This window comes from Cupriavidus sp. 10L45, assembly GCF_056395225.1.
The window spans coordinates 98433-111378 of the sequence record NZ_JBFTJC010000012.1; the positions used below are offsets into that span (position 1 = coordinate 98433).

Annotated in this window: 10 protein-coding genes; 5 read left to right on the forward strand and 5 right to left on the reverse strand. The window is 67.4% G+C overall.

The window, feature by feature from the left end:
* The first annotated feature begins 9 nt into the window (after positions 1-9).
* The 3 genes from AC1DFU_RS21240 (at position 10) to AC1DFU_RS21250 (ending at position 6300) form a co-directional block, all read left to right on the forward strand.
* Entirely contained in the window at positions 10-2268 is a 2259-nt protein-coding gene (locus AC1DFU_RS21240) for a xanthine dehydrogenase family protein molybdopterin-binding subunit (RefSeq protein ID WP_092298243.1), read from the forward strand.
* Between the two features lie 700 nt (positions 2269-2968).
* Positions 2969-5905, forward strand: coding sequence for an autotransporter family protein (locus AC1DFU_RS21245; protein ID WP_441591846.1), 2937 nt, complete (start codon positions 2969-2971; stop codon positions 5903-5905).
* 110 nt (positions 5906-6015) lie between these two features.
* Positions 6016-6300 carry a helix-turn-helix domain-containing protein gene (locus AC1DFU_RS21250; RefSeq protein WP_441591848.1) on the forward strand — a complete coding sequence of 95 codons (285 nt, stop codon included), beginning with the start codon at positions 6016-6018 and terminating at the stop codon, positions 6298-6300.
* Here the strand turns inward: AC1DFU_RS21250 and AC1DFU_RS21255 are convergent.
* Entirely contained in the window at positions 6297-7130 is an 834-nt protein-coding gene (locus AC1DFU_RS21255) for a DUF1653 domain-containing protein (RefSeq protein ID WP_255370928.1), read from the reverse strand. The two genes, AC1DFU_RS21250 and AC1DFU_RS21255, sit on opposite strands and share 4 nt — an antisense overlap.
* Positions 7131-7387: 257 nt before the next feature.
* Between AC1DFU_RS21255 and groES the strand changes: the two genes are divergently transcribed.
* Together groES and groL are read left to right on the forward strand one after the other, a co-directional pair.
* Positions 7388-7678 (forward strand): co-chaperone GroES, encoded by a 291-nt coding sequence (groES, locus tag AC1DFU_RS21260; protein ID WP_008644494.1) that lies wholly within the window; start codon positions 7388-7390, stop codon positions 7676-7678.
* Between the two features lie 37 nt (positions 7679-7715).
* Positions 7716-9359, forward strand: a complete 1644-nt coding sequence (gene groL / locus AC1DFU_RS21265) for a chaperonin GroEL (RefSeq protein ID WP_092298252.1) — start codon at positions 7716-7718, stop codon at positions 9357-9359.
* 107 nt (positions 9360-9466) lie between these two features.
* On the opposite strand, the gene AC1DFU_RS21270 is transcribed toward groL, so the two are convergent.
* The 4 genes from AC1DFU_RS21270 to AC1DFU_RS21285 form a co-directional block, all read right to left on the reverse strand.
* Entirely contained in the window at positions 9467-10255 is a 789-nt protein-coding gene (locus AC1DFU_RS21270) for a metallophosphoesterase (RefSeq protein WP_092298255.1), read from the reverse strand.
* Positions 10256-10430: 175 nt separating this feature from the next.
* The gene (locus AC1DFU_RS21275) at positions 10431-11480 is read right to left on the reverse strand and encodes a TadG family pilus assembly protein (RefSeq protein WP_255370924.1); all 1050 of its coding nucleotides are present in this window, start codon (positions 11478-11480) and stop codon (positions 10431-10433) included.
* Between the two features lie 27 nt (positions 11481-11507).
* Positions 11508-11975: a TadE family protein gene (locus AC1DFU_RS21280; protein WP_092298258.1), complete on the reverse strand. Its 468-nt coding sequence runs from the start codon at positions 11973-11975 to the stop codon at positions 11508-11510.
* 17 nt (positions 11976-11992) lie between these two features.
* Positions 11993-12937 (reverse strand): type II secretion system F family protein, encoded by a 945-nt coding sequence (locus AC1DFU_RS21285; RefSeq protein ID WP_441591851.1) that lies wholly within the window; start codon positions 12935-12937, stop codon positions 11993-11995.
* Between the last annotated feature and the right edge of the window lie 9 nt (positions 12938-12946).

The window sequence follows — 12946 nt, forward strand, 5'->3', positions numbered from 1 at the left end:
GGAATCATCATGCGAATTCGTGGCATTGAAGCACTGGCCGGCGGCAGCGGCGCGCCGGTGAACGAGGCGTCCGCGCCGGCAGAAGGCATCGCCCCGCTCTCGCGGCGCAGCTTCCTGAAGCTGGGCGGGCTGGCTGGCGGCGGGCTGGCGATCGGCATCGGCGGGCTCAGCGCGGTTGCGCAGGCCCAGGAAGGCGCCCCCAAGGCGCCGTCCGCGCCGCAGGCGTTCCTGATCATCGGCCCGGACAACACCGTGACGGTGGCCGTGAACCGGCTCGAGTTCGGCCAGGGCGTGCACACGGCCCTGCCGATGGCGCTGGCCGAGGAACTGGATGTGGACTGGAAGAACGTGCGCGCGGTGCTGGCCCCGGCCGGCGACGCGTACAAGGACCCGGCCTTCGGCATCCAGATCACCGGTGGCTCCACGGCCCTGAACCACTCGTTCCAGCAGTATCGTGAACTGGGCGCGCGCGCCCGGGCGATGCTGATCTCGGCGGCGGCCCAGCAGTGGAAGGTGGACCCGGCGAGCTGCAGCACGTCGCTGGGCGTGGTCACCTCCGGCAGCCATCGCGCGACGTATGGCGAGCTGGCCAACGCCGCCATGGGCCTGCCCGTGCCGGCGCAGGTCACGCTCAAGGACCCGGCGCAGTTCCGCATCGTCGGCAAGCCCACGCCGCGCCTGGATTCGGCGGCCAAGCTGCACGGCGACGCCGTGTTCGGCATCGACACCCGGCTCAAGGACATGGTCGTGGCCGTGGTGGCCCGCCCGCCGCGCTTTGGCGGCAAGGTCAAGACGTTCAACGCCGACCGCGCGCGCAAGATCAAGGGCGTGGTCGATGTGATGCTGGTGCCCGTGGACCGTGGCGGCACCGGCGTGGCCGTGGTGGCCGATGGCTACTGGCCCGCCAAGACCGCGCGCGAGGCGCTGGAGATCGTCTGGGAAGACACCGGCTCGACGGTGAGCACCGCCGCGCTGTTCGACCAGTACAGCAAGCTGGCCACGCAGCCGGGCACGGTGGCCAGGCCGCTGGACGGCATCGACGCCTCGCTCAAGGGCGCGGCGAAGGTCATCGACGCCGAATACCGCCTGCCGTACCTGGCCCACGCGCCGATGGAGCCGCTCAACTGCACCATGCAGGCCGAGGTTGCCGGCAACAAGGCCACGGCGGTGAAGGTGTGGGTGGGCTCGCAGTTCCAGACCGTCGACCAGGCCGCCATCGCCCGCACGCTGGGGCTGGCGCCGGAGAAGGTCACGCTGAACACGATGATGGCCGGCGGCGGTTTCGGCCGGCGCGCGGTGCCGACCTCGGACTATCTGGTGGAAGCCGCCAACGTGCTGCGCACGTGGGTCGGCAACGGCCACACCGAGCCGCTCAAGGTGATGTGGAGCCGCGAGGACGACATCAAGGGCGGCTACTACCGGCCGCTGCACGTGCACCGCGCGCGCATCGGCGTGGACGCCAAGGGCGCCGTGGTGGGCTGGCAGCACACCATCGTCGGCCAGTCGATCGTCAGCGGCACGCCGTTCGAGTCGATGATGGTCAAGAACGGCGTGGACGTGACGATGACCGAGGGCATCGTCGAGAACGACTACGACGTGCCGCTGCAACTGGCCGTGCATCATCCGAAGGTGGACGTGCCGGTGCTCTGGTGGCGCTCGGTGGGCAACACGCACACGGGCTTCGTCAAGGAAACGCTGGCCGACGAGATGGCTACCGCCGCCAGGCAGGACCCGGTGGCGTGGCGCCTGGCCCGGCTGGACCCGCAAAAGCACGCCCGGCACCGCGCCGCGCTGCAACTGGCGGTGGACAAGTCCGGCTACGGCAAGAAGAAGCTGCCGAAGGGGCATGCCTGGGGTGTGGCCGTGCATGAGTCGTTCGGCTCGGTGGTGGCCTATGTGGTGGACGTGTCGGTAGTCAAGGGTGAGCCGCGCGTGCACCGTGTGACCGCCGGCGTGCACGCGAACCGCGTGGTCAATCCGCTCTCGGCCGAGGCGCAGATCCAGGGCGGCTGCGTGTTCGGGCTGTCGATGACCCGGCCCGGGTTTGCCATCGAGATCGAGAACGGCGCGGTGAAGAACAGCAACTTCCCCGACTACCCGCCGCCCCGCATGCCGGACGCCCCGCAGGTGGACGTGTTCTTCGTCCCCTCGCAGGACAACCCGACCGGCCTCGGGGAACCGGGCGTGCCGGCCATCGCGCCGGCAGTGGCCAACGCGCTGTTCCGCCTCACTGGCAAGCGCCAGCGCCAGTTGCCGTTCGTGGTCTGAGGCACGCTGGCCGCGTCGGCCAGATACCGTTCCTCACCTCCCGCCCCTCTCCTGCCATGCATCCTGCAAGTGGGAGAGGGGCCATCACCGACAGCGACACCGCTGTTACGTGCCAGCGGCGACGCCGCGCCTCCATCCTCCTCTGACAGTAGTGTTCCGCCCCGAATCTGACGGGCCTGAATTGTCGCGCGCAGTCACTCGCACATCCCCCGAGGATGTGTTGTGGCGATGTAAAACATCATCATTTGACGTACCTCTTTCAGCGCCTAGGATGGTTGTACTTTCACGTCGATGCCGCGTGATGGCGCAGTCCACGCAGACTCTGACAAGGATGTTTCTAGAGAGGGCGCATATGAAAACCTTCAAAGCGAAGCTCGCTGCGGCAACGCTGGTGGCGCCATATTCACTGCTTCATGCGCAAGTCGTCACCGTTCCATCCTCGACCTCCACGGTCCGTTTGCAGACGCTCGATCCTGCGGCGACGAACTTTGAGGCGCCCGCCGGTACCGTTATCGCGGTAGCCACGGATGATGGCCTGAATGCGAATAACACGCGGAACTGGAATCTCGTCAATCGCGGCACGATCACGGGAACCAATGACGGGATCTCCCTTGACGCTCTCACTCCGGGTGGCTCACGCTTCGAGAATTACGGCACGGTGAGCACCTCGGCAACGACGGGGGCCGGACCATTCGGCGGCTTGTACGCGAATAGCGGGGCGACGGTGATCAATCACGCCGGCGCCACGATCTCCAGCGGAGACCGTGCCATCCACATGGGCGCGCCCGGCACGGTGACCAACAACGGACTGTTGCAAGGGGGGCAGGACACGGTCATCTTCGTGCAGGGCGGGACGTTCACGCAGGGCGCCACGGGCCAGGTTTCTGGCCTGAATGGGGTCGTCTTCAGCGCCAATACGCTGGCAGGCACCAACGCAGGGTTGATACGCGTGGCAGGTACCGGGTTATGGGTGCGCGGCGGCGCAGCCGGAACGTTCGACAACACGGGAGGGACCATCGAGGTCATTGCCACGGGCGGGCTGCGCACCGCGGTGGTGGCTGATACTGGCGCGAAGCTCGACTTGGTGGGCGGCTTCGTCCTGGCGGCCGGCGGGTTTTCGCGGGGGCTTGTCGCGCAAGACGTGCAATCGACGATCAACGCCCGCGACCTGTCGATTGAAGCCGATGGAAACCAGGCGCGGGCCGCCAACGCGATTGCCGGCGGCGTGACCACATTGACCAATACGAGCGTGACAGCGCGGGGCCCTGGCAGTGCGGGTGTCGTGGCGTTGACCGCAGGGCGTGTCCAGGTAAGCGGCGGCACGGTGACGACGACGGGCGCTGACGGTGACGGTCTGGTGGCCTACGGCGACAGTGCGGGCGGGGCAGGTGGCGTGGTCGTGGCCGATGGCGTGCGGATCAGCACGTCTGGCGCCACCGCCTATGGAGCACGTGCTGCGGGCGCGGGAACGGGCACGCCGGCATCCGTAACGATGACGGGCGGTTCGGTGGAGACGTCGGGTGATGGCGCCATCGGGCTGGTTGCCATCACGCAGACCACGCTGACCGCGGGCAACGTCGCCGTGACCACGCGTGGCGTGGGCAGCGAAGGCGCTACGGCGAGGAACGCCGCGCGACTTGTCATGAACGGTGGTTCCGTGACAACGACGGGCAATGACGCCGTGGGCCTCAGCACGGTGGGCTCGGGCGAACCTGACCAGGTGGGTGCCGTGAATGATCCGGATGCGGCGATCATTCCAGGCGCGTCCGTGGGCGGCGCCTCACTCGCGGCGACCGGGGTCACCGTCAACACAAGCGGTACGGGGTCGCATGGCGTTCGTGTGCGTGGCGACAGTGTGCTGTCGTTGGTCGACAGCACGGTCACGGCCAGTGGCGCCGGCGCCAACGCGGTGCAATACGAAGCGGCCGGCGGCGCGGGCACGCTGACCGCTGCGGGTTCGACCCTCGTCTCCCAGCAGGGCGCTGGCATTGCCATGAACGGGGGGACGATGAACGTGTCGATGACAACGTCATCATTGCATGGCAGCGGGGCGTTGTTCAACGTCACGGGTGGCGGCACGCTGAACCTGAATGCTGACGCCGGCTCCACGCTGACCGGTGCGGCGCTGACCGAGGCAGGCAGTACGTCGAATCTCGTCCTGCGGGACAGCACGTGGAACCTCACCGGCGACTCGCGGCTCACGACGCTCAACAACGACCCAAGCCAGATCCTGTTCTCCGCACCGGTGGGCGGGGTGTTCAAGACGCTGACCGTCGGCCAGTACAGCGGCGACGGCGTCATCGGGCTCAACACCTATCTGGGTGGCGATGGCTCGCCATCGGACAAGCTGGTGATCGACGGCGGGACCGCCTCCGGCACGTCCAGGCTACGGGTGACGAATGCGGGGGGGCCGGGGCTGGTCACGAGCGCGAGCGGCATCCAGCTCGTCGATACGATCAACGGCGGCACGACGCAGGCCGGTGCGTTCTCGATCGACGGCCGCGCGGTGGCCGGCCCTTATGAATACCGGTTGTTCCGGGGCAGCATCGACGGCACCGCGCCGCAAGCCTGGTACCTGCGCTCCGAGCAGGACCCGCCTCCGCCGCCGCCCGACCCCGCGCCGGGCCCCGCTCCGAGCCCGGCGCCGGACCCTGTGCCCGATGTGCCCAGGCCGGTACGTCCGCTGTATCGGCCAGAGGTGGGCGCGTATCTTGCCAATCAACGCCTGTCGGGCCAGATGTTCGTGCATAGCCTGCATGATCGTCGCGGCGAGCCGCAGTATGCGGAGGGGGTGGGCCTCGTGGGGCAAGGCAAGCCGGGTGCGGGCTGGCTGCGCATGGTGGGCAAGTGGGAAGGCGGGCGTAGCAAGGATGGCGTGTTCAAGACCAGCACCGATTCGTTCCTGCTGCAAGGCGGCGCGGAGTTGGCGACGTGGCAGGCGGGCGGCGTGGCGAGCCGCCTGCATGCGGGCGTGATGGGCAGCTACGGCTACGCCAGCAGCGATGCCGAGGCGCAAGCCAACAGTGCACACGCGAAAGGCAAGGTCGAGGGCTGGAGCCTCGGGATCTACGGCACCTGGTACCAGGACGACGAGAAGAAGCACGGCGCCTATGCCGACGCATGGTTCCAGTACGGCTGGTTCAGCAACCGCGTGGAAGGCGACCAGTTGCCCACGGTGAAGTACAGCGCGAACGGGCTGGCGGTGTCTGGCGAGGTCGGCTATGCCATGCCGCTGCGCGGCGGCTGGGTCGTCGAACCGCAGGCGCAGTTGATCTACGTCGACTACAACGAGAGCGACATCGACGAGCCGAACGGCACCCGCGTGCGTGGCGCCAGTGCGAGCGGCATCCTGACGCGGCTGGGCGTGCGAACGCACCGCACGTTCGTGCGCGAAGACGGTCGCAAGCTGCAACCCTATGTCACGCTCAACTGGTGGTACTCGGACACCGAGAGCCACATCGCCTTCAACCAGGTGCAACTGGGTTCGATGTACCCGCGCAACCGCTTCGAAGCCAAGGTGGGCATGAACCTGGCGCTGAACAAGTCGTGGTCGGGCTGGACCAGCGTGTCCGGCGCATGGGGCCAGCAGGATTACTACCAATACGCGGTGCGTGTGGGCGTGCGATACGCGTGGTGACCGGCACGGCCTGCCGGATGAGGGGTCAGCGCAACACCCGGACCGCAGACTTGCGTTTGCCGCGTCAGCACGGTACAAACGAACGCAACCATCACGACACGGGGTTGGACATGGCCACTCAGGAAAGCGCGCTGACGTTTGCGCTGCTCGCCGTGCCCGCGCGCGCGGCCATCTGCCGCGCCTTGCTCGAGGCCGGCGATGACGGCCTGCCGGCCGACCAGCTCGCCCAGCTTGCCGGGCTCACCCTCCATCGCGCGGCCCATCACTTCAGCGAGATGGTGCAGGCCGAGGTGCTCGTCCTCGTCATTCGCGACCGCCGGGTCGGCTATGTGCTCAAGGCGCGCCGCGCGGTGCGCGAGGCGCTGGGCTACCTCGACAGCAGCGGACTCGACTAAGCCGGGGGCCGGGCGGCCGCGATCCGGGCGATGTTGTTGCGCGCGGCTTGCTCGGCATCGGCAAAGGCGGGCGTCAGGAACAGCCGCTCGCGCTGCGCCAGCGTAGTGAGGAAGCCCACGCGGCGTGCCATGAAGGCCGCGTGCAGCGCCGCGCCGGCCAGCCCGGTGCGCCGGGCCAGCAGCGCGCGGTTCTCCTCGAACACGGCTTGCGTATAGGCGTCGAACGCCTCGGCGGGGGCCGCCAGCCGGTACAGGTCCAGATCGAGCACCGTGGCCGCGTCGGGCGCCGTCGGCGTGTGCGCGCGGGTGTCCAGCACGATCTGCATGGCCTGGCGCAGCACGTCGTCGTCCACCTCATCCACCATGGTTTCGATCAACGCCGCCGAGGCGGCCTCGTTGTGCTCGCAGCCGGGCACGTACACGGCGTCATGAAACAGCACCGCCAGCGCCTGCGCCGGGTTCAGCGCGAGGCCCCGGGCGTGCGCCACCTCGAACATCTCGAGCACATGGGTGCGGTCGTGGTAGCGGCGATAGGGCGCCTCATAGAGCGCCAGCGCCTGGAGCACGGTCTGGCGCGGCAGGAAGTCCAGGCGGGCCAGCGCGGCCGGCCAGTCCGGCGCGAAGCGGGGCATCTCGCCCGCGTCGGTCCGCACCGGCTCGGTGAAGACTTCCGCCGTGCGCACCCACAGGATCGAGCGGTCGCGCATGGACTCGTAGACCACCACGGGCGCCAGGTCGGCCTCGAAGCGGCCCAGGCCGGTCACACGGTAGGCGCCGCCCTTGTAGTGGCGGTAAGGCATGCCCGGCACGAGGTCCGGGTCGTTCGGCATCGGTATCGACTTCGGAATTGGATTCGCCAAGATATAGACTCCACGGTTGCGGCGGATCATAAGTCATAGGGTAAACCCTTGTGTAGGGAAACCCCGTATTCAGCCCCTGTCTTGAAAACGACAACCCTCGTCCCTATAATTAGCACTCCCCGGGGGTGAGTGCTAACAGAGCCCTTGCGGTACCCGAAAACCGTTGGCCGTCGCCTTCAGACGGCCATTTGTGAATCAAAACTCACTTTTTGTACCTAGGAGTCCGTATGAACCTGCGTCCTCTGCACGACCGTGTGATCGTGAAGCGTCTGGACAATGAAACCAAGACCGCATCCGGCATCGTGATTCCCGACAATGCTGCCGAGAAGCCCGATCAAGGCGAAGTCCTCGCCATCGGCCCCGGCAAGAAGGATGACAAGGGCAACAACATTGCCCTCGACGTCAAGGTGGGTGACCGCGTGCTGTTCGGCAAGTATGCCGGCCAAGGCGTGAAGGTGGATGGCCAGGAACTGCTGGTCATGCGCGAAGAAGACATCATGGCCGTGGTCAACAAGTAATCCACGCGTCACTCGTACAGATCAGGAGAAACAGAACATGGCAGCAAAAGACGTAGTGTTCGGCGACGCCGCCCGTGCCAAGATGGTCGAAGGCGTGAACATTCTCGCCAACGCAGTGAAGGTGACCCTGGGCCCGAAGGGTCGCAACGTGGTGCTGGAGCGCAGCTTCGGCGGCCCGACCGTGACCAAGGACGGCGTGTCCGTGGCCAAGGAAATCGAACTGAAGGACAAGCTCCAGAACATGGGCGCGCAGATGGTCAAGGAAGTGGCTTCCAAGACCAGCGACAACGCCGGTGACGGTACCACCACCGCTACCGTGCTGGCCCAGTCGATCGTCCGCGAAGGCATGAAGTTCGTTGCCGCCGGCATGAACCCGATGGACCTGAAGCGCGGCATCGACAAGGCTGTCGGCGCTGCCGTGGAAGAGCTGAAGAAGCTGTCCAAGCCCACCACCACCAGCAAGGAAATCGCCCAGGTTGGCGCGATCTCGGCCAACAGCGACGCCTCGATCGGCGAGCGCATTGCCGAAGCCATGGACAAGGTTGGCAAGGAAGGCGTGATCACCGTGGAAGACGGCAAGTCGCTGGCCGACGAGCTGGAAGTCGTGGAAGGCATGCAGTTCGACCGCGGCTACCTGTCGCCGTACTTCATCAACAACCCGGAAAAGCAGGTTGTTGCCCTGGACAGCCCGTTCGTCCTGCTGTTCGACAAGAAGGTGTCGAACATCCGTGACCTGCTGCCGGTGCTGGAGCAAGTGGCCAAGGCTGGCCGTCCGCTGCTGATCATCGCCGAAGACGTCGAGGGCGAAGCCCTGGCAACGCTGGTGGTGAACAACATCCGTGGCATCCTGAAGACCGCTGCCGTGAAGGCCCCGGGCTTCGGCGACCGCCGCAAGGCCATGCTGGAAGACATCGCCATCCTGACCGGCGGTACCGTGATCGCCGAGGAAATCGGCCTGACGCTGGAAAAGGCGACCCTGAACGACCTGGGCCAAGCCAAGCGCATCGAGATCGGCAAGGAAAACACGATCATCATCGACGGCGCCGGCGACGGCTCGGCCATCGAAGGCCGTGTGAAGCAGATCCGCGCCCAGATCGAAGAAGCCACTTCGGACTACGACCGTGAAAAGCTGCAAGAGCGCGTGGCCAAGCTGGCCGGCGGTGTTGCCGTGATCAAGGTTGGCGCTGCCACCGAAGTCGAAATGAAGGAAAAGAAGGCACGCGTGGAAGACGCGCTGCACGCCACCCGCGCTGCCGTGGAAGAAGGCATCGTCCCCGGCGGTGGTGTGGCCCTGCTGCGCGCCCGCGCTGCGATCTCGGGTCTGCAAGGCGAGAACGCCGACCAGAACGCCGGTATCAAGATCGTGCTGCGCGCCATGGAAGAACCGCTGCGCCAGATCGTGCTGAACGCTGGTGAAGAGGCTTCGGTCGTGGTGGCCAAGGTGATCGAAGGCAACGGTAACTACGGTTACAACGCTGCCTCGGGCGAGTACGGCGACCTGGTGCAAATGGGCGTGCTGGACCCGACCAAGGTGACCCGCACCGCGCTGCAAAACGCCGCTTCGGTTGCTTCGCTGATGCTGACCACGGACTGCGCCGTGGCTGAATCGCCGAAGGAAGAGTCGGCTCCGGCCATGCCGGGCGGCATGGGCGGCATGGGCGGCATGGACGGCATGATGTAAATCACGCCGGACCAGACGAGGCCTTCGGGCTTCGTCAACGTCTGACAAAAACCCCCGCGGGCGCAAGCTCGCGGGGGTTTTTGTTTGGGGGCGGAGGGGGCGGGGGTCTAGATCTCCACCACCCGCCCCCAATCAAACACCGGGTTCTCCGGGTTGCCCGTTCGTCTCGATATATACCCGCGCGGGTTGCAGACTACGCGGGACTGGTCGATCCAGTAGTCGAAGCTGGTGTGGGTGTGGCCGTGGATCCAGAGGTCGGCTTGGGCCACGAGGTCGGGGCGGCGGGAGAGGAAGCCGGCGGAGACGATGTCGTGGGCGTAGCGGGGGTCCAGGCTGCCGAGGTCGGGGCCGTGGTGGGTGACGACCACGGTCTTGCCGTCGAAGGGTTCGGCCAGGGTGTCCGTCAGCCAGGCGGTGGCGGCGCGGTGGCGGGCCAGGGCGTCGGCGGGGGTGTAGGGGCGATGCTGGCCGGCCTCGTCGGTGGTTTCGATCAGCCGGTGGTCCACCACCACGCGGGCGCAGGCCTGCATGGCGTCGTCGATGCGGTCGGTGCCGTAGAGGCAGTAGTCGGTCCACCAGGTGGTGCCGATCACGCGCACCGGGCGGCCGTCGCCATCGGCGTACTCGGCCACGGCGCCGTTGAGCAGCGCCACGTTGGGCGCCGCCTCCGCCGCTTCGGCCATCAGGCGGTCCACGGTGTCGAAGTTGTTCTCGTAGTACTCATGGTTGCCAGGCACGTAGACCACCGGCACATCGAAGGTGCGGGCGGCCCAGTCGATGCCGTCGCGGCCGTTGGCGATGTCGCCGGCCAGGATCACGAGGTCCGCCGCGCACGCGGGGATCGCGTCGGTCTGGTTGTGCTCCAGGTGGATGTCGCTGAGGATGCGCAACTTCATGGGGGCTCCCGGACTCGCCATGTTGGTGTGCGATCGATTCTTCAAAAAAAAGACAGCCTGGTCAAGACCAGGCTGCAAAAGAGGAGCCAGGGGGGCCTCGGCGCTGCTCATGGGGGGCAGCGCGAGGGGCTGGCCGTGCCCGGAGGCCCGGCCGTGCCACTGGCTCCTTTCCTGGCTAGTGGGCCAGGCGCGGGGGGACGTAGCCGCCGTAGTACGGCCCGACGCCGCCGCCGCTGTTCGTGACCTTGAAGTTGGGGATGAAGTAGCCCTCGATGTACTTGCCGCTGCCGCCCACCGAGGCGGTGATATGGAACGCCGCGAATGCGGTGATCGGGCCGAGCGAGCCCGGGTTGAGCGACGAGGTGACCGGCAGCAGGTAGTCCTGGTTGACCCCCACATAGTTGTAGTTCGAGGTCTTGGTACCGTCCTGCATCCAGATCTTGTCGCCGATGGCCACCGGCGACGGGTTGCCGCTCTGGAGCAGGTCGCGCGTGGCGGTGGCGCTGTTGTCGGTGGACTTGAACGTAGTCCACTGGCCCGATTCGCACGGCCCGTAGTGGTAGGCGGACCCGATGCGGAACAGGTAGGGCTTCTTGGTCGCCGGATCGAGCTTGGGCTGGTTGGTGGCGCTGTCCCAGAAGTTGTTGTACAGGCACTGGCTCAGGGCCACCGGGAACAGCCCGCCGTTGCCGATGATGCCCGGCGCTGCGATCACCGCCACCGCGGTGGCGGTGGTGCTTGCCGCGGCGCCATCGAAGACCTGCGCCAGCAGGGTCGGCACGGGCCCGCCGTTGCTGCCCGCCCCCCGGCTGATGGTCACCTGCACTGCGGGCACGTCATTGGACGTCGGCGTGATGTCCTGCGGCTGGAGCCCGGCCGGCGTGCCGGTCAGGTTCCAGTAGCCGGCCTGCACCGTGCCGCTGGTCAGCGTGACGCCGGCGGCCTTGTTCAGGCTGATGGCGTTCGTGCCCTTGGTGACGCCCGCGGTCCAGGCGGGCTTGGGATTGGCCGGGAACAGCCCGGCCGCCCCGGCCAGCGCGGCGGCATCGGCGGCGTTCTGCAACTCGTTGCGTACGATGGCCAGATGGGCGACATCCACCGCCAGCGCGCCCACTGACAGCACCGAGATCAGCATGAACGGCATCATGATGCCGATGGCGCCGCGCTGGCGGTGCCGACGGGTCAGTCGGGCTGGCGGGTCCTGCCGCAGGGTTTCCTGGCGCATGGCACACCTCCTGTCTCTAGATTTGGGCTACTCGCATAGCATGGTGGTGAGCGCGTTGATCGTCAGCGGCCCGGTGAAGGGCCGGATCAGCGGGCCGAGCAGCAGGCCGTTGAACGTGTACGACACCTGCACGGTCAGCGCGGTCCCGGTCGACGCGCACGGCGAGACGGTCAGCGGGAAGGTGCAGGTGGCGGCGGCGCCATAGGTGACCAGCTTGTTGGTGCAGTAGTTGAGCGCCACCTGCTTGATCTGGGTGTTGGTCATCGCCGGGGACTTCAGCACCACGCCGGCGCGGGCCGCCTCGCGGCTGGCGTTGGTGACCACGGACTTGTCATAAAGCGCGGTGCCGAACTCGATCACGCCGAACACGATGAACAGCAGCAGCGGAAAGATCAGCGCGAATTCCACGGCGGCGGCGCCGGCGTGGCGCGGGCCGCCCGGCTGGCGGTGCCGGGGGGGAAGGGGGCGAGGGGGACGAAGGGCGGGTCGACGCATGGCGGGCTCCGGCGGGGTCAGTTGTTGGTCACGCTGCGCAGGGCGGTGACCACCTGGATGGCGGCCGGCCCGAGCAGCACCACGAACAGCGACGGGAAGATGCAGAAGATCAGCGGGAACAGGATCTTGGTGCCGATCTTGGCCGCGCGTTCCTCGGCCAGCGAGTGGCGCTTGGTGCGCAGCATGTCCGAATGCACGCGCAGCGAATCCGCCACGCTGGTGCCGAAGCGGTCCGCCTGGATCAGCATCGCCACCAGCATGCTCACATCCTCCACGCCGGTACGTGCCGACAGGTTGCGCAGCGCCTTGTCGCGCGGCAGGCCGGCGCGCAGCTCCAGCGTCAGCAATTCGTATTCCTCGGCCATGGCGGGGCGGGCGGTGCGCATCTCCGCCACCACGCGCAGGATCGCGGCATCCAGGCTCAGGCCGGCTTCCACGCAGACCATGATCAGGTCCAGGCTGTCCGGGAAGGCCTCGAAGATGTCGCGCTGGCGGCGGCCCACCTTCCAGCGCAGCGCGAAGTTGGGCAGGTAGAAGCCCGCCACCGCCATCGCGAACAGTCCCGTCATGAATTCCTGCTGCCGCGCGGCTTCCACCTCGCCGACCAGCGCTACCCAGAGCGCCATCGGCAGGCCGAACGCGAGCACGGTCTTGATGCCGAAGTAGAGCGGAATCGCCTCGGCCGAGCGCCATCCGGCATGGATGAAGCGCGTGCGCAGCGCGGAGTTCTCCCAGCCCTCCTTCGGCAGCGAGAGCTGCGCCAGCGGCCGGGCCAGCCGCTCCATCCGGCGCATCCATTCGCGGCGGCCGTCGGGGATCGGCGCGCCGCCGGGCGCCTCGCGCTCGATCTGGCCGAGCCGGCGGGCCACGGGGTTCGGGCGCATCACGATCATCGCGACCCAGGCCGCGCCGAAGACGATGGCGAAGGTGACGCCCAACAGCAGGATCGTTGTGGTTGGCATGGTTGTCCG